This window comes from Streptomyces sp. NPDC043876 (genome assembly GCF_056435825.1).
Map to the genome: position 1 here is coordinate 73,433 of NZ_JBWKDV010000010.1, position 21,528 is coordinate 94,960.

Annotated in this window: 18 protein-coding genes, 1 tRNA gene and 1 riboswitch; of the genes, 4 read left to right on the forward strand and 15 right to left on the reverse strand. The window is 72.0% G+C overall.

Annotation, left to right across the window (positions count from 1 at the left end; genetic code table 11):
• Positions 1 to 17: 17 nt before the first annotated feature.
• Positions 18 to 248 (forward strand): DUF4287 domain-containing protein, encoded by a 231-nt coding sequence (locus tag AC0693_RS28280; protein WP_330330803.1) that lies wholly within the window; start codon positions 18 to 20, stop codon positions 246 to 248.
• A 120-nt stretch (positions 249 to 368) separates the two neighbouring features.
• On the opposite strand, the gene AC0693_RS28285 is transcribed toward AC0693_RS28280, so the two are convergent.
• On the reverse strand, positions 369 to 1,214 hold the full coding sequence (locus AC0693_RS28285) for a Bax inhibitor-1/YccA family protein (RefSeq protein WP_356409863.1): 846 nt from the start codon (positions 1,212 to 1,214) through the stop codon (positions 369 to 371).
• Between the two features lie 197 nt (positions 1,215 to 1,411).
• Positions 1,412 to 1,491, reverse strand: a tRNA-Leu gene (locus tag AC0693_RS28290).
• A gap of 496 nt (positions 1,492 to 1,987) precedes the next feature.
• Here AC0693_RS28290 and AC0693_RS28295 point away from each other — a divergent pair.
• Both AC0693_RS28295 and AC0693_RS28300 read left to right on the forward strand, forming a co-directional pair.
• The gene (locus tag AC0693_RS28295) at positions 1,988 to 2,761 is read left to right on the forward strand and encodes an ABC transporter ATP-binding protein (RefSeq protein ID WP_468470134.1); all 774 of its coding nucleotides are present in this window, start codon (positions 1,988 to 1,990) and stop codon (positions 2,759 to 2,761) included.
• A gap of 69 nt (positions 2,762 to 2,830) precedes the next feature.
• Positions 2,831 to 5,386, forward strand: a complete 2,556-nt coding sequence (locus AC0693_RS28300) for an ABC transporter permease (RefSeq protein WP_478803216.1) — start codon at positions 2,831 to 2,833, stop codon at positions 5,384 to 5,386.
• Between the two features lie 79 nt (positions 5,387 to 5,465).
• On the opposite strand, the gene AC0693_RS28305 is transcribed toward AC0693_RS28300, so the two are convergent.
• The 9 genes from AC0693_RS28305 to AC0693_RS28345 all read right to left on the reverse strand — a co-directional run bounded on the left by AC0693_RS28305 (position 5,466) and on the right by AC0693_RS28345 (position 16,134).
• A complete protein-coding gene (locus AC0693_RS28305) occupies positions 5,466 to 6,821 on the reverse strand; it encodes a class I SAM-dependent methyltransferase (RefSeq protein WP_478803217.1) in 1,356 nt (451 codons plus the stop codon).
• 176 nt (positions 6,822 to 6,997) lie between these two features.
• Positions 6,998 to 8,383: an NAD(P)/FAD-dependent oxidoreductase gene (locus tag AC0693_RS28310; RefSeq protein WP_356409854.1), complete on the reverse strand. Its 1,386-nt coding sequence runs from the start codon at positions 8,381 to 8,383 to the stop codon at positions 6,998 to 7,000.
• A gap of 380 nt (positions 8,384 to 8,763) precedes the next feature.
• On the reverse strand, positions 8,764 to 9,705 hold the full coding sequence (locus tag AC0693_RS28315) for a Ppx/GppA phosphatase family protein (protein ID WP_356409851.1): 942 nt from the start codon (positions 9,703 to 9,705) through the stop codon (positions 8,764 to 8,766).
• Entirely contained in the window at positions 9,702 to 10,277 is a 576-nt protein-coding gene (locus AC0693_RS28320) for a DUF501 domain-containing protein (protein WP_469319523.1), read from the reverse strand. Before AC0693_RS28320 ends, AC0693_RS28315 begins: the two co-directional genes overlap by 4 nt.
• A gap of 41 nt (positions 10,278 to 10,318) precedes the next feature.
• Positions 10,319 to 10,801 carry an FtsB family cell division protein gene (locus tag AC0693_RS28325; protein WP_468470147.1) on the reverse strand — a complete coding sequence of 161 codons (483 nt, stop codon included), beginning with the start codon at positions 10,799 to 10,801 and terminating at the stop codon, positions 10,319 to 10,321.
• 117 nt (positions 10,802 to 10,918) lie between these two features.
• Entirely contained in the window at positions 10,919 to 12,205 is a 1,287-nt protein-coding gene (gene eno / locus AC0693_RS28330; protein WP_356409843.1) for a phosphopyruvate hydratase, read from the reverse strand.
• A 259-nt stretch (positions 12,206 to 12,464) separates the two neighbouring features.
• Positions 12,465 to 13,172, reverse strand: coding sequence for a transglycosylase family protein (locus AC0693_RS28335; protein WP_356409840.1), 708 nt, complete (start codon positions 13,170 to 13,172; stop codon positions 12,465 to 12,467).
• Between the two features lie 2 nt (positions 13,173 to 13,174).
• Positions 13,175 to 13,347, reverse strand: a riboswitch (cyclic di-AMP (ydaO/yuaA leader).
• Between the two features lie 275 nt (positions 13,348 to 13,622).
• The gene (locus AC0693_RS28340) at positions 13,623 to 14,666 is read right to left on the reverse strand and encodes a LysM peptidoglycan-binding domain-containing protein (protein ID WP_478803218.1); all 1,044 of its coding nucleotides are present in this window, start codon (positions 14,664 to 14,666) and stop codon (positions 13,623 to 13,625) included.
• A gap of 109 nt (positions 14,667 to 14,775) precedes the next feature.
• Positions 14,776 to 16,134: a cytochrome P450 family protein gene (locus AC0693_RS28345; protein WP_478803219.1), complete on the reverse strand. Its 1,359-nt coding sequence runs from the start codon at positions 16,132 to 16,134 to the stop codon at positions 14,776 to 14,778.
• Positions 16,135 to 16,255: 121 nt separating this feature from the next.
• Between AC0693_RS28345 and AC0693_RS28350 the strand changes: the two genes are divergently transcribed.
• Positions 16,256 to 17,452 carry a globin domain-containing protein gene (locus AC0693_RS28350; protein ID WP_478803220.1) on the forward strand — a complete coding sequence of 399 codons (1,197 nt, stop codon included), beginning with the start codon at positions 16,256 to 16,258 and terminating at the stop codon, positions 17,450 to 17,452.
• Between the two features lie 42 nt (positions 17,453 to 17,494).
• Here AC0693_RS28350 and AC0693_RS28355 read toward each other — a convergent pair whose 3' ends face one another.
• The 4 genes from AC0693_RS28355 to AC0693_RS28370 all read right to left on the reverse strand — a co-directional run bounded on the left by AC0693_RS28355 (position 17,495) and on the right by AC0693_RS28370 (position 21,472).
• On the reverse strand, positions 17,495 to 18,517 hold the full coding sequence (locus tag AC0693_RS28355; RefSeq protein ID WP_478739799.1) for a nucleoside triphosphate pyrophosphohydrolase: 1,023 nt from the start codon (positions 18,515 to 18,517) through the stop codon (positions 17,495 to 17,497).
• 26 nt (positions 18,518 to 18,543) lie between these two features.
• Positions 18,544 to 19,170, reverse strand: a complete 627-nt coding sequence (locus AC0693_RS28360) for a SurA N-terminal domain-containing protein (protein ID WP_469333645.1) — start codon at positions 19,168 to 19,170, stop codon at positions 18,544 to 18,546.
• A gap of 170 nt (positions 19,171 to 19,340) precedes the next feature.
• Entirely contained in the window at positions 19,341 to 20,846 is a 1,506-nt protein-coding gene (locus tag AC0693_RS28365) for a protein kinase domain-containing protein (protein WP_478803221.1), read from the reverse strand.
• A complete protein-coding gene (locus AC0693_RS28370) occupies positions 20,843 to 21,472 on the reverse strand; it encodes a hypothetical protein (protein ID WP_469319518.1) in 630 nt (209 codons plus the stop codon). Before AC0693_RS28370 ends, AC0693_RS28365 begins: the two co-directional genes overlap by 4 nt.
• Positions 21,473 to 21,528 lie beyond the last annotated feature (56 nt).

The following is a 21,528-nucleotide window of genomic DNA, read 5'->3' on the forward strand; positions in this document are numbered from 1 at the left end:
TACCCCCGGAGGCGCCCATGTCCGTAGAGTTCTCGGAGCCCACCCACCGCAACATGATCTCCAGAATCCCCCAGACCACCGGTCGTGACCTCTCCGACTGGCTCCGCACCGTCGACGAGGGCCCCTCCCTCATCCGGTTCGAGGAGAAGGTCAGCTGGCTGCTCGGCGCGCACGAGCTGTCGTACGGCCAGGCCAAGGCGATCATCCACGAGTACGACCTGCGCAGGGCCGCCAGGAAGTTCGGCTGAGCCTCCCCGCACCCCTTGTCCCCGACCCCTGCACACCCCGACATGCGGGAAGGCCCCGCGAGCGTGCTCGCGGGGCCTTCCGTACGCGCGGGTGTCCTGCGCGGGGGACGTACCGGGGTACTAGTCGCCCTTGAGGATCGACAGCAGGCGCAGCATCTCCATGTAGATCCACACCAGGGTCATGGTGAGGCCGAAGGCCGCCAGCCAGGACTCCTCGCGGGGCGCGCCGTACTGCACGCCGTCCTCGACCTGCTTGAAGTCGAGGGCGAGGAAGCAGGCGCCCAGGATGATGCCGATGACACCGAAGAGAATGCCGAGGCCGCCGGACCGGAAGCCGAGGCCGTCGCCGCCGCCGAAGACGGCGAACAGCAGGTTGACGGCCATGAGGAGCATGAAGCCCAGCGCGGCGGCGATCACGAAGCCGTAGAAGCGGCGGGTGACGCGGATCCAGCGCATCTTGTACGCGAGCAGCACGCCGGCGAAGACGCACATCGTGCCCAGGACGGCCTGGATGACCACGCCCTCGCCGATGTAGGTGCTGGTGGCGGAGCTGATGACGCCGAGGAAGACGCCCTCGAAGGCCGCGTAGGCCAGGATCACCGCGGGCATCGGCTTGCGCTTGAACGACTGGACCATCGCGAGGACGAACGCGATGAGTGCCGCGCCGAGGGCGATGCCGTACGACTTGTTGATGTTCGCCGGGTCGACCGGGAGGGCGATCCAGGCGATGACCGCGGTCAGGACGACCGTGCCGAGCGTCATGGCCGTACGGCTCACGACGTCGTCGATGGTCATCGCGCCGCGGTTGACCGCCGCCTGGGGCATGCCGGTCTGCGGGTCGGTCGCATACGGGTTCGTCGCGTACGGGTTGGTCGCGGTCCCGGCCTGCTGCGCGTCAAAGCCCGCGTAGCCGCCGTTGTCGCGGCTGAACCCCCGTCGCGAGAAGACCGGGTTGCTGCTCCTCATCTCACTCCTCCATGGCCACGGTGTGCGGCCTGTTGCGTCAAGGGTAATGCGTTAGCAAAAAAATCACCCTACTGCTGAAGGAGGATCTTAGAAGAAGGCAGGGCGGAGCGCAGGAGAGGAGCGCGGGCGGCGGCCGACGCGGCGGAAGGCGGCGAACGGGGCGGTGGCGGGTCCACGGGGCGACGGCACGGCGGGAGTGCCCGGAGCCGGACTCGAACCGGCACGGCCTAAGCCAGCGAGGTTTAAGCTCGCCGTGTCTGCATTCCACCATCCGGGCCCTGCGTCCCCCGTGACGAGCACCTGAGCGCAGTGGCGAGCGTATCCCGGAACCCGCCCGTGACCGGCGGCCCTTCTTTCCGATGTTGTCTGATTTTATTGATGCTTGAGGGACCGTCAGACACAAGAACCCGGGGTGGGTGCCCTGCGGACGACGATCATGCGGCGCCCGTGATTGACGGGATTTCGATGGCTCCCACCACCCCGCGCCACCACGTACGCCACCCCGCACCACCCCGCCGCGCCCCGCCGCGCCCCGGCAACTCCCCGGCCACGCACCGCGAGCGGACCCGCCGAGCGCCCCGGGGCGGCCGGCACCGCCTCCCCCGGGCCTGACTCAGGGGCGCCGTCATACCAGAGGAGGATCCCCGCGCTCCGGCGGTCAGCCTCCGGTGGCCCCCCGAACAAGCTCGGCGGCTGATCCGGAGCGGGGGTGCGCGCGGAGAGGATGGAGAAAGTCCCGCCAGTCCGTCAGATCGCCGCTCGAAGGAGCTCCCGTGACCACCGTGAACTACGCCCCGCACACCACTCAGACCGTGGCCGCCCGCGCCACGCAGCTCTCCAAGGTGTACGGCCAGGGCGAGACCCAGGTGGTCGCCCTGGACAACGTCTCCGTGGACTTCGGCCGCGGCCAGTTCACCGCGATCATGGGCCCCTCCGGATCCGGCAAGTCGACGCTGATGCACTGCGTCGCGGGCCTGGACACCTTCTCCGCCGGATCCGTCCGGATAGGCGAGACCGAGCTGGGCTCCCTCAAGGACAAGCAGCTCACGCAGCTGCGCCGGGACAAGATCGGCTTCATCTTCCAGGCGTTCAACCTGCTGCCGACGCTGACGGCCCTGGAGAACATCACCCTCCCCATGGACATCGCGGGCCGCAAGCCCGACAAGCAGTGGCTCGACTCGGTCATCGCCATGGTCGGCCTGTCCGACCGCCTCGGCCACCGCCCCACCCAGCTCTCCGGCGGCCAGCAGCAGCGCGTGGCCGTGGCCCGCGCCCTGGCCTCCCGCCCCGAGATCATCTTCGGTGACGAGCCGACCGGAAACCTGGACTCCCGTTCGGGCGCCGAGGTGCTCGGCTTCCTGCGCAACTCCGTCCGCGAGCTGGGCCAGACCGTCGTCATGGTCACCCACGACCCGGTCGCCGCCTCCTACGCGGACCGCGTGATCTTCCTCGCCGACGGCCGGATCGTGGACGAGATGATCAGCCCCACCGCCGACGGCGTGCTGGACCGCATGAAGGCCTTCGACGCCAAGGGCCGTACGAGCTGACCCGGTCGCGGGCCCCCCGGGCCCCCCGAAGCCACCTCCCAGACTTCCAGCACCAGGACTGACACACCCATGTTCCGTACCGCCCTGCGCAACGTCCTCGCGCACAAGGCCAGGCTGTTGATGACGGTGCTCGCCGTCACCCTCGGCGTCGCGTTCGTCTCCGGCACCCTCGTCTTCACCGACACCCTCAAGAAGTCCCTGAGCAGCCAGTCCGCGAAGAGCTACGACGGCGTCGCCGTCTCGGTCTCCTCCTACGGCCAGACCCGCGGCGACAACGGCCAGAAGGAGGGCGAACCCGGCATCAGCCAGGCGACCCTCGACAAGGTCGGCCGGACCTCCGGAGTCGCCTCCGTCACCGGCCGGGTCACCGGCTTCGCCGGCGTCGGCGACGAGCACGGCAAGCTCATCGGCCAGGGCTGGTCGAACGCGGGCTCCAACTTCGCCCCCGGCAAGGACGGCAAGGACCCGCGCTCCGCCTTCGTCCAGGGCTCCGGACCGGTGAAGGCCGACCAGATCGCCCTCGACAAGGACAGCGCCGCCGCGGGCAAGTACGCGGTCGGCGACAAGGTCCGGGTCGCGACCAAGGGCCCGGTGAAGGAGTACACCCTCAGCGGTGTCTTCACCACCGAGGACGGCGCGGTCAAGGCCGGCGGCAGCCTGGTGCTGTTCACCACCCCGGTCGCGCAGGAGATGTTCCTCAAGCCCGGCTTCTACCAGGAGCTGACCGTCGCCGCCCGGGCCGGCACCTCCGCCGACCAGCTGCTCACCCAGATCACGCCGCTGCTCGGCAAGAACGACCGCGCCCAGACCGGCGCCGCGCTCGCCGCAGAGCAGGCCAAGGACATCCAGCAGTCGATGAGCGGCATGAGCAACATGCTGCTGGCCTTCGCCGGCATCTCCCTGTTCGTCGGCGTCTTCCTCATCTACAACACCTTCACCATGCTGGTCAGCCAGCGCACCAAGGAACTGGCCCTGCTGCGCGCCGTCGGCGCCGCCCGCGGCCAGGTCATGCGCTCGGTGCTCAGCGAGGCCCTGGTCGTCGGTCTCCTCTCGGCCGCGATCGGCCTGGTCACGGGCATCGGCCTGGCGGTCGGCATGCGCTCCGTGATGAACTCCTTCGGCGCGAAGCTGCCGGGCGGTGACCTGGTCATCGCCCCGGCCACCATCGTGTGGGCCCTGGTCATCGGTGTCGTCGTCACCGTGGTCGCCGCGCTGCTGCCCGCCTGGCGCACCGGCCGGATCGCCCCGGTCGCCGCGATGGGCAGCGCCCACCTGCCGGCCTCCTCCAAGTCCCTCCTGCTGCGCAACGTCTTCGGCTGCATCCTCGGCGGCCTCGGCGTCGGCGGCGTCCTCATCGGAGTGGCGCAGGGCGGCAGCGACGGCCGGACGCTCATCGCCGGTGGTGCGTTCTTCCTGCTCATCGGGCTGATCGTGCTGCTCCCGCTGCTGTCCCTGCCGGTCATCGGCGTGCTCCGGCCGCCGCTGCAGAAGATCTTCGGGGTCCCCGGCAAGCTGGCCACCCAGAACGCCGTGCGCAACCCGCGCCGCACCGCCGTCACCGCCGCCTCCCTGGCCATCGGCCTGACCCTGGTCACCACCCTGTCGGTGCTCGGCATCACCATGGGCAAGGCCATCGACCGGCTGAGCACGGACAACATCAAGGCCGACTACCGGGTCTCCATGTCCGAGGGCGTCCGCGGCGGCGGCCTGGACGCGTCGGTGCCCGAGGTCCTCGCGAAGGCGCCGGGCATCAAGGCGGTCTCCGTCATCGCGGAGGGCTCCCTCCAGGTGAAGAACGACTTCCGCTCCGCCTCCGGCGTCAACCCCGCGACCATCGCCGACCTGCTGAACGTCCAGGTCACCAGCGGTTCGCTGAGCAGCCTCGGCAAGGGCGAACTGGCCGTCTCGGAGCAGGCCGCCAAGAAGGACGGCCTCGCGGTCGGCTCCACGCTCGACGTGCGGTTCGACGACGGCGCGCAGGTCCCGCTCAAGGTCGGCGCGGTCTTCAAGGGCCTCGACGAGCTGGTCTCGCCCTACCTCGTCGACGCCAAGGTCCTCACCGCCCACGGCGACGAGCCGTACGTCCGCTCGGTGTACGTCAACACCACCGGCGGCGCCTCGGCGACGGCCCAGCAGGCGGTCGTCGACGCGCTCGGCAAGAACCCGGCGATGACCGTCGCCACCCGGCAGGACATGCGCGACGAGCTGGGCGGCCTGATCAACATCGCCCTGAACATCATGTACGGCCTGCTCGGCATGGCGCTGATCATCTCGGTGCTCGGGGTCGTCAACACCCTCGCGATGTCCGTCTTCGAGCGGACCCAGGAGATCGGCATGCTGCGCGCCATCGGCCTGGACCGCGGCCGGGTCAAGAACATGATCCGTCTGGAGGCCGTCGTGATCTCGCTCTTCGGCGCGATCCTCGGCGTCGGCATCGGCATCTTCCTCGCCTGGGCGGTCGGCTCCACCCTCAGCGACACCATCCCCGGCTACGCGCTCGTCCTGCCCTGGGACCGGATCGGCATCTTCCTCCTGCTCGCCGGTGTGGTCGGCGTACTGGCCGCCATGTGGCCCGCCCGCAGCGCGGCCCGGCTGAACATGCTGACCGCCATCAAGACCGAGTAGCCCGGCTCCGGCAGGGACCGGCCGAAGGGCCCCGTGACCATGAGGTCGCGGGGCCCTTCGCCGTCGTCGCGCCCGGCCCCTACAACCACGCGCGGGTGCGCGGCGCCAGCCCCGAGGTCCCGTCCCCGGCCGTCCGCACCGCCAGCACCTGGTTCACCCCGAGCCGGTTCTGCTCGAAGCCCAGCGCGGAGGCCGCCATGTACAGCAGCCAGACCCGCGCCCGCCCGGGCGAGGTGAGCGCCACCGCCTCCTCCCAGTGGTCCTCCAGCCGGGCGACCCAGGCCCGCAGGGTCAGCGCGTAGTGCTCGCGCAGCGCCTCGACGTCGCGGACCTCGAAGCCCGCCCGCTCCAGCTCGGCCACGGTGGTGCCCACCGGGGACAGCTCCCCGTCGGGGAAGACGTACGCGTCGATGAACGGGTCGATCCGGTACGCCGCCTCCGCCGCGGCGTCGGGTTCGGGGCGGCGCGCGATCTGGTGGTTCAGCAGCCGCCCGCCGGGGCGCAGCAGGGCGTACAGGTCGCCCGCGTACTCCCGGTAGCGGGCGGAGCCGACGTGCTCGGCCATCCCGATGGAGGAGATCGCGTCGTAGGGCCCGTCGGCCACGTCCCGGTAGTCCTGGACCCGGATCTCGATCCGGTCGGTCAGGCCCTCCTCCGCGATCCGCTTGCGGGCGAAGGCGGCCTGCTCGCGCGAGAGCGTGATGCCGGTGGCGCGCACCCCGTACTCCCGGGCCGCGTGCAGGACCATCGAGCCCCAGCCGCAGCCCACGTCGAGCAGCCGGTCGCCGGGCCGCAGCCCGAGCTTGCGGCAGACCAGGTCCAGCTTGTCGCGCTGGGCCGCCTCCAGGTCGCCGCCGGGGCTCCAGTAGGCGCAGGAGTAGACCATGGAGGGGCCCAGCACCAGGGCGTAGAAGTCGTTGCCGACGTCGTAGTGGTGGCTGATGGCCTGCCGGTCGCGGACCTTGGTGTGCCGGGGCCCGCCGCGGCGCGGCACCTCCTCGCCCGGCGGCCCCGGCGGCGGCAGCGGCCCGGCGAGCGCGGCCAGCTCCCGCAGCGCCGCGCGCCGGTGGGGATCGCGTACGAACTCCAGCGCCCCGGCGGCCGCGGCCCGTGCCCCGGCGGCCCGGCCGCGCGGCGCGGCGGGAGGCGCCCCGCCGGGGTCTGGGGCGCGCTGCCAGAGCAGCCCCGACACCCGGTCCAGCAGGTCGTACAGATCGCCCTCGACGGTCAGGTCCCCGCTCACCCAGGCCCGGGCGAGGCCGACTTCGCCGGGCTTCCACACCATCCGGCGCAGGGCGCGCCGGTGGCGGATCACCAGGACGGGACCGGCGGGCGGACCCGCCTCACTGCCGTCCCAGGCGCGGATCCTGACGGGCAGCGGGGCACCCAGCAGGGTCTCGGCGAGAGCGGCCAGCCGCGGCGCGGCGTCGGTCATGGCGCACACCTCCAGTAAGGCTCCGACCATTGCCTCTACCCAGCGCGCACACCGGGTAAGCCGCCGGGGACACGCCGCAGGAGGCCCGTCGCGGACGCACCGAAGGGGCCGCCCGCACCACGGATGGCGGGAGGCCCCTTCGGGGTCGTGCGGGGATGCTCGCGGTCAGGCCCGGGTCAGGAGGCCTTGGCCTTCTGGGCGGGAGCCGTCGCGGCGGCCGGAGCCGGGGCCGGCTTGGCGGCCTCGTAGAACTCCTCGCGCGGGGTCTCCAGCGCACCGAGGGAGACGACCTCGCGCTTGAGGAACATCGCGAGGGTCCAGTCGGCGAAGACGCGGATCTTGCGGTTCCAGGTCGGCATGGCCATGCCGTGGTAGCCACGGTGCATGTACCAGGCGAGCCGGCCCTTGAGCTTGATCTTCATGCCGCCCATGACGATCATCGCGACGCCCTTGTGGAGGCCGAGGCCCGCCACCGCACCCTTGTTGGAGTGCGAGTACTCGCCCTGCGGGAAGCCCCGCATGCCCGAGATGACGTTGTCCGCGAGGACCTTGGACTGGCGCAGCGCGTGCTGGGCGTTCGGCGGGCACCAGGCGTTCTCGACGCCGGCCTTGCGGGCCGCCATGTCCGGGACCTGGGCGTTGTCGCCCGCGGCCCAGATGTAGTCGGTGCCGGTGACCTGGAGGTCGGCGCCGGCGTCGACGTGGCCGCGCGGGCCGAGCGGCAGGCCGTAGCGGGCCAGGACCGGGTTGGGCTTGACGCCCGCGGTCCACACCAGGGTGTTGGAGTCGACCTCCAGGCCGTTCTTCAGCACCACGTGGCCGTCCACGCAGGAGTCCATGGAGGTGTTCAGGTAGATCTCGATGCCGCGCGACTCGAGGTGCTCCTTGCCCCAGGTGCCGAGCTTGGGCCCGACCTCGGGAAGGATCTTGTCGGCCGCGTCCACCAGGATGAAGCGCATGTCCTCGCGCTTGATGGTGGTGTAGTACTTCGCGGCGTCGCGGGCCATGTCCTCGACCTCGCCTATGGTCTCCGCGCCGGCGAAGCCGCCGCCGACGAAGACGAAGGTGAGGGCCTTGCGGCGGACGTCCTCGTCCGTCGTGGACTCGGCCTTGTCGAGCTGTTCGAGGACGTGGTTGCGCAGGCCGATGCCCTCTTCGACGCCCTTCATGCCGATGCCCTGTTCGGCGAGGCCGGGGATCGGGAAGGTGCGGGAGACGGCGCCGAGCGCGATCACCAGGTAGTCGAAGGGCAGCTCGTACGCCTCGCCGACCAGCGGCGTGACGACGGCGACCTTGCGGTCCTGGTCGATGCTGGTGACCCGGCCGGTGAGGACCTCCGCCTTGGGCAGCACGCGTCGCAGCGGGACGACGACGTGCCGAGGCGAGATGCTGCCTGCGGCCACTTCGGGGAGGAAGGGCTGGTAGGTCATGTACGAGCGCGGGTCGACGACCGTGACGGTCGCCTCGCCGTAGCGCATCTTCTTGAGGATGCGCTTGGCTGCGTACAGGCCTACGTACCCACCGCCTACAACGAGGATCCTGGGACGCTCCGTGGTGCTCATGGAACGAGTATCCAGCACCCCAAGGGGTGTCGCTCGTGAGCCCCTTCACAAGGTGTCCGGACCCCTCTGTTACACTGCGCCGCCCACGTGACGGAGGTCATGTCGCGCGAGGGGAACCACCATGTGACGGGAGACGTTGTCCACCCGCTCTGAACTGGCACTCCGGCCTATCGACGGGGTAGACCACGCCTCTCGTGGATACCTACGGACCGACCGCAGGGGTGCCCGTGAATCACACGAACACCCCTACGAAACCGGCTCGGCGGCCTCGAAAACCCGTCCAAAGGACCTCCGCTGAGGCCATCCGCCTTCTTTTCCTTGTGAAGAACTTCACGAACCTCGTTCGCGCGACGGCCCGTCCCACCCCCCGGGAGGGGTTCTCAGGCCGCCGACCAGCAGATCCCGTCGAGGATGTCGTGCTCGGACACCACGACCTCGCGGGCGCCGATGCGCTCCATCAGGGCCCGCAGGACGAGGGCGCCCGCGGCGATGACGTCGACGCGGCCCGGGTGCATCACGCCGATCGACGCGCGCTCCGCGTGCGTCTGGGTGAGCATCCGGTCGCTGACCTCGCGGACCTTCTCGTAGGGGATCCGGCTGTGGTGGATCGCGCGCGAGTCGTACTCCGCCAGGCCCAGGGCGATGCCCGCGACCGTGGTCACCGAACCCGCCAGGCCCACCAGCGTGCGCGCCTCGGACAGCGGCACCGACTCGGCCGCCAGGTCCAGCGCGGCCTCGATGTCGGCCCGCATCGCGGCGATCTGGGCCTCGGTCGGAGGGTCGGTGACGACGCCGTCGACGGTGAGGTGGCGCTCGGTCATCCGGACGCAGCCCACGTCGACCGAGCGCGCGGCGCGCACGTGCTGCTCGCCCACCACGAACTCGGTGGAGCCCCCGCCGATGTCCACGACCAGGTACGGCGTGGCGAGGTCGTCGCGGCCCGTCAGCTCCATGGTGGCGCCGGTGAAGGAGAACTCCGCCTCCTGGTCCCCGCTGATCACCTCGGGCTCCACGCCCAGGATGTCCAGGACGCCCTGGACGAACTCGTCCCGGTTCTCCGCGTCGCGCGAGGCCGAGGTGGCCACGAAGCGGACCCGCTCGGCGCCCAGCTCCTTGATCACGGCGGCGTACTCGCGGCAGGCCGCAAAGGTGCGCTCCAGGGCCTCCGGGGCCAGCCGGCCGGTCTTGTCCACGCCCTGGCCGAGCCGGACGATGGTCATCCGCCGGTCCAGCTCGATCAGCTCGCCGGTCTCCGGGGTGCAGTCGGCGACCAGCAGGCGGATGGAGTTCGTACCGCAGTCGATGCCCGCGACCCGCGTCACGCGCCGGCCTCCGTCTGCTCCGGCCGCCCGGCCGGCTCCGGGTCCCCGGACTTCTCCGCGCACGGGGTGACGCAGGCGCCCTTGGCCCACCACTCGGGGAGCATCGCGAGCGCCTCGTCGCCGAAGGGGTTCACGCCCGGTCCGGCGGCCAGCGAGTGGCCGACCAGCACGTGCAGGCACTTCACCCGGTCGGGCATGCCGCCCGCGCTCGGGAAGCCCTCCAGCACCTCGATCGCGTCGCGCCGGGTGAGGTAGTCCTCGTGGGCGGCCCGGTAGGCGGCGGCCAGCTCCGGGTCCGTGGCGAGGCGGGCCTGCATCTCCTTCATCACGCCGTTGGCCTCCAGGGTGCCGATGGCGCCGGCGGCCCGCGGGCAGGTCAAGTAGTACAGCGTGGGGAACGGCGTGCCGTCGGGCAGGCGCGGGGCGGTCTCGACCACGTCGGGCTGCCCGCAGGGACAGCGGTGCGCGATGGCGCGCAGTCCGCGCGGCGGGCGGCCGAGCTGCTGCTCGAACGCGGCGATGTCCGCGTCCGTCGGCTCGGTCCGTGCGGTCTGGGGCGGGGGCGTCTGCATGCCTGGGGTGCGTCTTTCGGTAAGTGGTCGGTCGGTGAACGTCAGTCGGCGGGGCGGTCGGCCTTGTCGACGCCGTCCCAGACGTTCGAGTACCAGGGCCGGTCGGCCGTCGCCGCGCCGGTGCGGCGGTGCTCCGCGCTCTCGGAGTCGACCATCGTGTAGCCGATCTCCCCCGGCCGCACGTAGTGCAGGTGCCTGCGCGCCTGCTGCTCCGCGTAGGCCGGGTCCTGCCAGCGGGCCTTCTCGTCGCGCAGCTCGTCCAGCCGCTTGCGCGCCCCGTCGGCGCTCCGCTGCTGGTCGGCGATCTCCGAGCGCTGGGAGACGTACTGGCGCATCGGGTACGCGAGGGCGACGACCAGCGTACAGAGCACCAGCACCAGCAGCGCGGCCCGGCCGGTCAGCCGGCTGCGGCGGACCTGACGGCGCGTCTGCGAGCGGTAGACGTGGGCCGCGGTCCGTTCTCCGAGCTGCTTGAGCCTGGTCGCGGTCGAGAAGGTGGAGAACCGATCCCGGTTCCCGGCCATTGACTCCGCCTCCCCTGTAGCGCACACAGCAATACGTCCCCGCACACGGTACGGGACCGAGCGCGGGGACGTACGGAGGCTGCCTGGCCCCGCGGGGATGAACCCCGCGGAGGAGGGTCAGCCCTTGAAGCGCGGGAAGGCGGAGCGGCCCGCGTACACCGCGGCGTCGTCGAGGATCTCCTCGATGCGCAGCAGCTGGTTGTACTTGGCGACGCGGTCCGAGCGGGCCGGGGCGCCGCTCTTGATCTGACCGCAGTTCACCGCGACGGCGAGGTCGGCGATGGTGACGTCCTCGGTCTCGCCGGAGCGGTGCGACATCATGCACTTGAAGCCGTTGCGCTGGGCCATCTCGACGGCGTCCAGGGCCTCGGTCAGCGAACCGATCTGGTTCACCTTGACGAGCAGGGCGTTCGCCGAGCCCTCTTCGATGCCGCGGGCGAGGCGCTCCGGGTTGGTGACGAAGAGGTCGTCGCCGACGATCTGGACCTTGGAGCCCAGGCGGTCGGTGAGGATCTTCCAGCCGGCCCAGTCGTCCTCGAACAGCGGGTCTTCGAGGGAGACCAGCGGGTACGCGGCGCAGAGCTCCTCGTAGTACTCGGTCATCTCGGCGGCCGAGCGGGACTGGCCCTCGTACTCGTACTTGCCGTCCTTGTAGAACTCGGACGCGGCGGCGTCGAGCGCCAGCGCGATGTCCTTGCCCGGGACGTAGCCGGCCAGCTTGATGGCCTCGACGATGAGGTCGAGCGCGGCGCGGTTGGACTCCAGGTTCGGGGCGAAGCCGCCCTCGTCGCCCAGGCCGGTGGAGAGGCCCTTGCTGTGCAGGACCTTCTTGAGGGTGTGGTAGACCTCGGAACCCCAGCGCAGCGCCTCGGAGAAGGACTCCGCGCCGATCGGAGCGATCATGAACTCCTGGATGTCCACGTTGGAGTCGGCGTGCGACCCGCCGTTCAGGATGTTCATCATCGGAACGGGCAGCAGGTGCGCGTTCGGGCCACCGAGGTAGCGGAAGAGCGGCAGGTCCGAGGCCTCGGACGCGGCGTGCGCGACGGCCAGGGAGACACCGAGGATCGCGTTGGCGCCCAGCGAGCCCTTGTTGTCGGTGGCGTCCAGGTCGCACATGGCCTGGTCGATCAGGCGCTGCTCGGTGGCGTCGTAGCCGACGAGCTCCGGGCCGATCTGCTCGATGACGGCGAGGACGGCCTTCTCGACGCCCTTGCCGAGGTAGCGGTTGGCGTCACCGTCCCGCAGCTCGACGGCCTCGAAGGCACCGGTGGAGGCGCCGGACGGAACAGCAGCACGGCCGGTGCTGCCGTCGTCGAGGCCAACCTCGACCTCGACCGTGGGGTTGCCTCGGGAGTCCAGGATTTCCCGGGCTACGACGACGTCGATGGACGGCACGAGCATCTCCTTATGGGATGTGGCGCTGGGTGTGCGGTGGCGTGTCGGGCCGTGGGACGGCCCTGCCGCTTAGAGCCTAACCGGATCGGGGCGGTCGGCCCGCCGAGCAACCGCTCCCTGGGACGAAAAAGGGTGGGAATACCCCTCTTACAGGACATAGAGCAAGGCTGAAGGCGGGATTCCGCCCGCGGAAACACGACAGCCCGGCGCGTGAGGGGATACGCGCCGGGCGGTGGTGGTCATGCGTGGAGCGTTACCGCGGGGTTCAGCTGAGCTTCAGCTTCTGACCCGGGAAGATCAGGTCGGCGTCCTGCACGATGTCCTTGTTCAGCTCGAACACGTGCTGCCAGCCGCCCTTGACGGCGTTCGCCTGGGCGATGGTGCCGAGGGTGTCGCCGGCCTTGACCTCGTAGGAGCCGTTGCCCGTCTTGGGGGCCTCGGCGGCCGGGGTCTTCTTGACGGGGGCCGGGGTCTCGGCGCGCTCGGAGCGGGTGACCGGCGCCTCGGCGCGCTTGGTCTCCTGCTTCGGCTGGGCCTTCTTCTCGGCCTTCTTCTCGGGCTTGGCCTGCTTGGGGGCCTCGGCCGCGCCGCCGTTGTAGGCCGCGTTCGACAGGCCCACGCCGCAGGACGGCCACGCGCCCTTGCCCTGGCCCTTGAGGACCTTCTCGGCGATGGCTATCTGCTGCGACTTGGTGGCCTGGTTGGCCTGCGGGGCGTAGGCCTTGCCGCCGTACGCCGCCCAGGTGGAGGACGAGAACTGCACGCCGCCGTAGTAGCCGTTGCCCGTGTTGATGGACCAGTTGCCGCCGGACTCGCACGCGGCGACGGCGTCCCACTGGGAGGTGGTCGCGGCGCTCGCGGCGCCCGCGGTCATCAGCGGGGCCGCCACGGCGACACCGGCGACACCGACGAGGGTGACGACACGGGTGGCCTTGGAGGCGCGACGGTGCTTGCCCTTGCCGGAAAGCAGCATGGTTTTCTCCTCACCGACGCCTGCGAAGTGAGCTGTCGGGTTCGGGCGGATGAGTTGCCCGGTCGCGCACCGTGGTGCGCGGCTTAACCCCAAGCCGGTTCCGTGACCGTCTCTCAACGGCCGGTTCCGGCACTTACCTTGGTTCCCCCGCTCCTGCCTTCGGCGCTTGCGCGACGACTGTTCCCTCCGTCCGCCGGCAGGATTCGGCGATGCGGTCGAAGGAGCCCGCGGTGGCGAGCGATTCAGAAGGTAGACAGGTCTCTCCCCGATGTTCAACGAGGGACATCGGGGAGAAACGGGCCCTACTTGCGCTCCCGGGACGGGTGTTTACGCAGGTGAGAGCCGGGTTTGCGGCAGTCTCCGACCAGGACACGCCAGTTGGACCGAAGAGATGCATGTCTCACTTGCACGAAGGGGACATACAAGGCGATCTTCGCGCCCGAAGTGCCCCTATTTCTGGCTTAGATCGAGATTCTGCCCCGGGGTGATGAGGTCGGCGTCATGCCCGATGACCTGCTGATTTGCCTCGTAAAGGGCATTCCAGCCACCCTCGACCCCCTGGGCGGTCGCGATCGCCGTCAGGTTGTCCCCGGCCTTGACGGTGTACGACGGATCCGACAGGGCGTCAGGGGCCGCGGGCGTCTCCGCGGCGGGCGTTCCGCGGTGCTTTCCACCGGTTGCCGACGTTTCGCCCTGCGGCGTGGCCGCGGAGCCGGGCGTGGCGGCCGGGCCCGTCGGGGCCGCCGGAGTCGCGGGGTTCGACGGGGAGGCCGTCGGACCGCCCGGGAGCGCGGAGCCGCCGGGTACGGGCGCCACGGGCGTTCCCGTGGGCCCGGTCGGGGTGGCGGGGCCACCGGTCTCGGGCGCCGGGGGCGGCATGACGGGCAGTCCGGAGGTCAGCGGGGTCTCGGGGACCGCCGGCAGCGCGCCGGGCGAGGCGTTGGCCCCGGACGGGGCGGTGGCTCCGGGGATGTGCCCGGTGGAGGCCGGCGTCGAGGCGGGCGCGGGCGCTCCGGCGAGCGGACCCGCACCGGAGGCCGGGGTTCCTTCGGGGCGCAGCGGGCTCGGCGCGACGGAACCGGAACCTGCGCGGCCCGGGTCGACGGTGGGCGCGGGGCCGCCCCGGGTGAGCCCGGAGGACTCCCCGCACAGCGGCCAGGCCTGCGGTCCCTGCGAGGCGAGGACCCGCTCGGCGATGGCTATCTGCTGCGAGCGGCTGGCGAGGTCGGGCCGCGCGGCGAACTCCAGCCCGCCCGCGCTCTTCCACTGTTCCAGCGTGAACTGGAGTCCGCCGTACGACCCGCTGCCGAAATCGGCGCTCCAGGTTCCGCCGCTCTCGCACTCGGCCACCCTGTCCCAGGTGGTGGTCTCGGCCGCGTTCGCGCCGGAGGCGGCGAACAGCGGCAGAGCGAGTGCGGAGCCGGCGACTCCGGCGGTGACGACGAGGGCGGGGACCTGACGGGGGCGTCTGTGGCGGCCGTTCCCGGAACGCATGAGGGTGGACCTTTCGCGTGGCGGCGGGGGCGACGCGAACCTAGCCGGGTTCGAACGCTTGTCACAAGTCGATGATGCGCAGATCACGTCGAGGTCACAGAGTTGACTGTTAGTCAGCCACGGGCCCCGGCACCGCCCCTTCCGCATCCGCAACGTTTGGGGTTGTGAAGCGGACCGGAAGCGTGCGCAGGCCACGCATGATCAGTCCGCCCCGCCACCGCAGCTCCTCGGGAGGAATGGCCAGTTCCAGATCGGGCAGACGCGTCAGCAAACTCGCGAGCGCCGTCTGACCCTCCAGTCGGGCCAGCGGAGCGCCCAGGCAGTAGTGGATGCCGTGCCCGTATCCGAGGTGCTGGTTGTCGCTCCGCGCGAGGTCCAGAGCGTCCGGCGCGTCGAAGCGCGCCGGGTCCCGGTCGGCCGCCGCGAGGACGACGAGCACCGGATCGCCCGCCGGGACGTCCTGGCCGCCGATGGTCAGCGGCTCGGTCGCGTAGCGCCAGGTCGCCAGCTCCACGGGACCGTCGTACCGGAGCAGTTCCTCGATCCCGGTCGCCAGCAGCTCCGTCGCACCGGCCGCCAGCGACTCCTGGAGGAGCGCGCGCTGGCGGGGGTTGCGGAGCAGCGCGCAGGTGCCGTTGCCGATCAGGTTGATGGTGGTCTCGAAACCCGCGAAGAGGAGCACGAAGCACATGGCGGTGGCCTCGGCCTCCGTCAGGTGGTCGCCGTGGTCGCTCGCCCGGATCAGGTCCGAGATGAGGTCGTCGCCGAGGTCGTCGCGCTTGCGGTGGATCAGCTCGCCGAGGTACGCGCGGATCTTCTTGACGGAGCGGGCGACCCCGCCGCGCGGACCGCCGCCGTGCCGGATCATCATCCCGGCCCAGTCGCGGAAGTCGTCCTGGTCCTCGCGCGGTACGCCGAGCAGCTCGCAGATGGCGTAGATGGGGAGCGGGAAGGCGAACTCGTGGATCAGGTCGGCCTCCCCCTTCTGCGCGAAGGCGTCGATGAGCTGGTCCGTCAGCTCCTGCACCCGCGGGGCGAACTCGGCGACCCTGCGCGGGGTGAAGGCCTTCGACACCAGGCGCCGCAGCCGCGTGTGGTCCGGCGGGTCGATGTTGAGCAGGTGGGTCATCAGACCGGCGCTGCGCTCGCCGGGGATGCCCGTCTTGCCGGGCTCGGCGTGGTGCACCGGGTTCTTGCTCAGGCGCTGGTCGGCGAGGGCCTGGCGGGCGTCGGCGTACCGGGTGACCAGCCAGGCGTCGACCCCGCTGGGGAGCGTGGTGCGGTGCACCGGCGCGTGCTCCCGCAGCCAGGCGTAGGCCGGGTAGGGGTCGGTCGCGAACTCCCAGGTGAAGAGTTCGGGTCCGGCGGCGGGCCCGGCGGCGGCGGTGACGGGACAGCCGCCCGCCCGCTCGGCGGAGGACTCGGCGGAAGGGCCGGCGGAGGGCTCGGCGGGGGTCTGCTGGTGCACCAGGCGACCGTACCCCGGCCGCCGCCACTCATCCCATATGACTGGTTTTCCGCGGCTGGCCGTAGATCACCCTTCCCTTGACCCCGGGTTCCCGGCCACTCCTACTGTCGCTCTTGTGGATGTGAGGATCTTGAAGAGCAGTTTCGCCGTGGTCGAAAGAAGGGCCGAACACGCGGTCAAGTACTTCTACACCCACCTGTTCTGGCACAACCCGGACATCCGCGGCCTCTTCCCGGCCGCCGCCCTGGACATGGAGCGCCAGCGGGACCGGCTCTTCGCCGCGCTCACCCACGTCATCGCGCACATCGACGACGGGACCCTCGTCCCCTACCTCCGCGACCTCGGCCGCGACCACCGCAAGTTCCTCGCCCGCCCGGAGCACTACGACGCCGTCGGGGCCAGCCTGCTCGCCGCGCTCGCCGAAGCCAGCGGCCCCGCCTGGACCCCGGCGGTCGAGAAGGCCTGGAGCGAGGCCTACCGGGCGATCGCCGACGTGATGAGCGCGGCCGCCGCCCAGAGCCACGACCCGCCGTGGTGGGACGCGGAGGTCGTGCGCCACCTGCGCTACGGCGCGGACATCGGCGTCCTGACGCTGCGGCCGCACCAGCCGCTCCCCTATCTGCCGGGCCAGTACGTCAGCGTGTGCAGCGCCCGGGTACCGGCCACCTGGCGCACCTACTCCGTCGCGAACGCACCCCGCGCCGACCACACCCTCGACCTCCACGTCAGCCGGATCGACGGCGGCCGGCTCAGCACCGCCCTGGTCCGGGAGGTCGCGCCCGGCGAGGTGCTGCGGCTGGGCTCGGCGGGCGGCCGGGTCACCCTGCGCCGGGAGGACCGGCCCGCCACCTTCATCGCGGCCGGCACCGGCTGGGCTCCGGTGCGCGCCATGCTGGAGGAGCTGCTGGCGCGGCCGCCGGGGCACGACGTACGGCTCTTCGTGGTCGCCCGCGACGGGGCGCACCTCTACGACCGGCCCCTGATCGACGCGTACGCCGCCGCGCACCCCTGGCTCGCCGTCACCTACATCACGCCCGCGCCCGGGCGGCCGCGCAACGAGGCCACCGCGCGGCTCGCGACGGCGCTCGGCCACCGCGGGCTCTGGCCCGACCAGGACGTCTACCTGAGCGGCCCGCCGCAGTTCGTCGCCGAGACCGCCTCGCTGGTGGCCGGGCTGGGCGCGGCGCCGGCCCGGATCTTCCACGACGCGGTGCCCGCGAACACCGGCCCGGGCCACGACCGGCCGCTCGGCTTCGGCGAGTGGTTCCTGAACCGGCCCGACCCGCACTGGCACAACCCCGGCGGCCGGACGCACTGAGAGCGTTGAAACGGAGGGCTCTGAAAGCGTAAGAGAGGAGCGTTAAAGAGGAGGGACTCCCTCGGCCGCCCGGATCGCGTCCCGGTAGGCGCGGGCCGCCGCGCGCAGCGCCGTCTCCGGGTCGGTGCCCGCCGCCTCGGCGCGCGCCGCCAGCGCCAGCAGTTCGTACCCGATGCCCTCGCCGCTCGGCAGCGGCACGTCCAGGCCGCCCGCGCGGACCCGGCCCGCGAGCTTCGCCGCGAGCGCCAGCCCCGGCTGGCCCACCGGCACCCCGTCGGTCACCGACTCCCGGCGCTTCTCGACCGCCTTCGTGCGCTGCCAGATCGCCTCGACGTCCTGCGGGCCGCTCACCACCTCGTCGCCGAAGACGTGCGGGTGGCGGTGGACCAGCTTGTCGACCAGGCTCCCGGCCACGTCGTCGATGGAGAAGGCCTCCCCGTCCTCGTCCTCGGCGCCCTCGACGCCTTCTTCGGCGATGCGCGCGTGGAAGACGACCTGGAGGAGCACGTCGCCCAGCTCCTCGCGCAGCGCGTCGCGGTCGCCGTCCTCGATGGCCTCGACGAGTTCGTACGCTTCCTCGATGCCGTACTTCGCCAGGCCCCGGTGGGTCTGGAGGGAGGTCCAGGGGCAGGCGCGCCGGACCCGGTCCATGACCTGTACCAGGTCGAGCAGCCGGGCCCCGGGCAGGTCGTAGGAACCGGGCAGCAGTTCCAGGTCGGGCATGGAGACGCGGCCCGAGCCGGCCAGCCGGGCCAGTCCGTCGGTGAGCCGCTGGTCGCCCTCGCCGCCCGGCAGGACCACCACGGTGCGCCCCCCGGCGCACGCCTCGACCAGCGCGTGGGCGTCCGGGACCCCCGCCTCGACCTCGACGCCCGCCTCGCGCAGGTACGGCAGCTGCGGGTTCGCCGGGTCGGCGCACAGCACCCGGTCCGCGGCGTGCAGGGTCTGCCAGGCGGACCAGGACAGCAGGCCCGGGGCGACCCGGTGGCTCGCGGTCAGCAGGACGATCCGGCCGGTGGGCTCGGCGGGCGGGGCGGCGGGTTCGGGAGCGCTGTGGTCGTTCACGCTTCGAACCTACCCCCGGTGGCGGGTCAGGCTCCGGCGGGGGCCTGCTCGGGCCGGGTCTTCTGGTTGACCCAGGGGGTCCGGGCGTCACCGAGCGCGATCTGCTCCGTGTTCCAGGCGCCGTAGCGCGGGTTGACCTGGATGTGCAGCTCCTTGGCGGCCTTCGCGAGCGGGACGAGGACCTTGTCCTCGCCGAAGCGGTCGCTGAGTTTGCCGAGCAGCAGCTGGAAGCGGAGTTCGCCGTCGATCTGGTCGGGCGCGAGCGGAACCCGGGCCTGCAGCGCCAGCTGTTCGAGCTGGTCGGCGCCCTTGGCCTGGGCGGTCTGCGCCTTGCGGGCGTCCTCGACGTCCTTGGTGCTGACCGACAGTCCGGCGTCGTCGGCGGCCTTCTCCAGGATGCGCAGCTGGATCATCTTGCCGAGCTTGACCCGTTCCAGGCCCGCGCTGGCCTCGATGAGCCGTGCGGACTGCTCGGCGTTGCTCTGGGCGGTGCGGACGTCCTTGACCTGCGCCTGGAGCGCCGCGGTGGTGATCCGTTCGCCGCCGACCACGGCCGCCGTGCCGGGGCGGACCTCGGCGGAGGAGCAGGCGGACAGGAGGGGGGCCGCCGCGAGCAGGGCGGCGGATACGGAGAGCGCTGTGCGACGGTGCAAAGGAGCCTCCCGGGCCGGGCTGGATTGTGCTTTGGTGCACAAGGGCCTTGCGGTGATCGATAGTATGCAGTCCGGGGCGTCCCAGCTACCGCTTCGACCAACGATTCCAAGGGCGTTGGGGTGCGCTTTCACCCCTACGGTCCGCGCCGCCGCACACGGCGGCGCCCGGGTCAGCGGACCTGGCCCAGCCACTGGAGGGTGCGGCGGACCTCGGTGGGGAACGGATGCCCCGGACCGTGCAGCTGGTCCGCGTCGAACAGCAGCCGCACCAGCGTGTCGTGCGCCGCCGCCCGGTCCCCCAGGGAGAGCAGCAGCTGCGCCATCCGGCGCCGGACCTCCAGCGGTAGCCCCGGATCCGGGTTCGCGTAGCGGTTCTCGAAGAGCGGCAGCAGCGCACGGTACTCGGCCAGGGCGGCGGCGGGCTCGCCGAGCTGCTCCAGGCACTGGGCGGCGTCGTAGCGAAAGCGCAGGGACTGCGGGTCGCCCGCCGGGAACTCCTCGGCCAGGCGGCGCAGTTCGGGCAGGGCCCGGCGGTACTGGCCGTCGTCCATCAGCGTGGCCGCGTACTGCTTGCGCAGCGACCGGACGACGGGCGAGTGCTCCCCGTGCTGCGCGACGGCGGCCGGGAGGATGTCGCCGAGGATGTCCACGGCCTGGGTGAGCCTGCCCTCGTCCAGCAGCTTCCTGGCCTCGTCGACGGCCGCCGGGACGTCGCGGCGCGCGGGGGCGGCGGCGGGCGGGACCTGGGGGCGGGGCGCCGCGGTGACCCGGTCCGGCCAGGGGGCCTGCGGGCGCAGGAAGGGCCGGGTGGGGTCCAGGGGGCCGCTGGGGCTGCCGTGGGTGGGCAGCAGCGGGATCAGCGCCTCGTAGACCTCCTGCGCGGAGCCGGGCCGGTCCTGCGAGTCCTTGGCCAGCAGGTGCATCAGGACCGCTTCGAGGTGGGGCGGCACCTCCGGGCGCAGCCGGCGCACCGGGAGCGGGGGCTCGTACAGGTGCCGGTGGAGCACGCCGAGGGCGGTGGACCCGGCGAAGGGGACGTTGCCGCTGAGCAGTTCGTAGAGCAGCACGCCCAGCGCGTAGAGGTCGGTGTAGGGGCCGACCGCGCCGCCCATGGCCTGCTCGGGGGCCATGTAGGCGGGGCTGCCGATCGGCGAGCCGGTGTGGGTGAGGCGCGTGGTGTCGGTGTCCATGACGGAGGCGACGCCGAGGTCGAGGACGGTGACCGTCCCGTCGGGGCGCACCATCACGTTCCGCGGCTTGAGGTCGCGGTGCACGATCGGCACCGCGTGCACGGCGGAGAGCACCGAGCACAGCTGCGCGACCACCGAGACCGCCCACGGCCAGGGGTACGGGTCGTGTTCGGCCAGGTGGTCGGCGAGGTCGGCGCCCTCGACGTACTGCATGACCAGGTACAGCTCGTCCCCGTCGCTGCCCGCGTCGTGGACGGTGACCAGACCGGGGTGGTCGACCTGCGCCGTGACGCGGCACTCGCGCACGAAGCGGCGGCGCAGCTCCTCGGCGACGCTGCCGGGGCCCGCGACCTTGTCGGGGCGCAGCAGCTTGACGGCCACCCGGCGGTCCAGGCGCCGGTCGTACGCCGTCCAGACCTGGCCCATGCCGCCCTGGCCGAGGACGGTGGCGAGCTGGTAGCGCTCGCCGAGGATCCGCTCGGTCACCGGCCGGGCTCCTGGCCGTGGCCCCGCTCGGTCTCCTGCTTGCGCAGCAGCTCGCTCAGCTCGTCGAGCTCGGCGCGGACCTGGCCGATCCGCGGGGGCGAGGGGGTGTGCGGGGGCTGCGGAAGCGGCTGCTGGTGAGGCCGGGGCTGCGGCTGCGGGGAATGCCGGGGCGGGGCCGGGACGGTCGTGCCAGCCTGCGGCGGGTAGCCGTAGCCGTACCCCTGCGGCTGCTGCGGCGGCACCGGCGGGGCGTACCAGTCGGTGGCCGCGGGCCGGCTGGGCCTGCGCAGGTCGACGTAGAGGAAATACGCGAGGGCGGCCACGCCGGTCGCCAGCAGCAGCGCCAGTCCGATGTCGCCCCGGGTGCCGCCGCCGTCCGCGACCGGGTCGGTGCCGATCAGCGCGAAGCCGAGGATGACGAGGGCCGCGGAGAGGGCGAAGAGCACCCAGTCGCGGGCGGCCCGGGTGACGATCGCGACCCGCAGCATGGTCACCCAGCTGAGGAACCCGCAGCTGAGCAGCGGCACCAGCGCGAAGACCACGCGCAGGGCGATGACGGCGTCCTGACCGCGCTGTGGACCGTACTGCTGGTGCGGCGGCGGGAGGCCGGGGCCGTGGCCGTGCATCGCTGTTCTCCTGACGGACTTCGCGCGTGGTGGGACGGCGCTTCTCGGACGTGCTC

Excerpts from the sequence above, each read along its gene's own strand:
- AC0693_RS28280 (WP_330330803.1), top strand. The coding sequence starts at position 18 with ATGTCCGTAGAGTTCTCGGAGCCCACCCACCGCAACATGATCTCCAGA.
- AC0693_RS28285 (WP_356409863.1), bottom strand. The coding sequence starts at position 1,214 with ATGAGGAGCAGCAACCCGGTCTTCTCGCGACGGGGGTTCAGCCGCGAC.
- AC0693_RS28300 (WP_478803216.1), top strand. The coding sequence starts at position 2,831 with ATGTTCCGTACCGCCCTGCGCAACGTCCTCGCGCACAAGGCCAGGCTG.
- AC0693_RS28305 (WP_478803217.1), bottom strand. The coding sequence starts at position 6,821 with ATGACCGACGCCGCGCCGCGGCTGGCCGCTCTCGCCGAGACCCTGCTG.
- AC0693_RS28310 (WP_356409854.1), bottom strand. The coding sequence starts at position 8,383 with ATGAGCACCACGGAGCGTCCCAGGATCCTCGTTGTAGGCGGTGGGTAC.
- AC0693_RS28320 (WP_469319523.1), bottom strand. The coding sequence starts at position 10,277 with ATGCAGACGCCCCCGCCCCAGACCGCACGGACCGAGCCGACGGACGCG.
- AC0693_RS28325 (WP_468470147.1), bottom strand. The coding sequence starts at position 10,801 with ATGGCCGGGAACCGGGATCGGTTCTCCACCTTCTCGACCGCGACCAGG.
- eno (WP_356409843.1), bottom strand. The coding sequence starts at position 12,205 with ATGCTCGTGCCGTCCATCGACGTCGTCGTAGCCCGGGAAATCCTGGAC.
- AC0693_RS28335 (WP_356409840.1), bottom strand. The coding sequence starts at position 13,172 with ATGCTGCTTTCCGGCAAGGGCAAGCACCGTCGCGCCTCCAAGGCCACC.
- AC0693_RS28340 (WP_478803218.1), bottom strand. The coding sequence starts at position 14,666 with ATGCGTTCCGGGAACGGCCGCCACAGACGCCCCCGTCAGGTCCCCGCC.
- AC0693_RS28370 (WP_469319518.1), bottom strand. The coding sequence starts at position 21,472 with ATGCACGGCCACGGCCCCGGCCTCCCGCCGCCGCACCAGCAGTACGGT.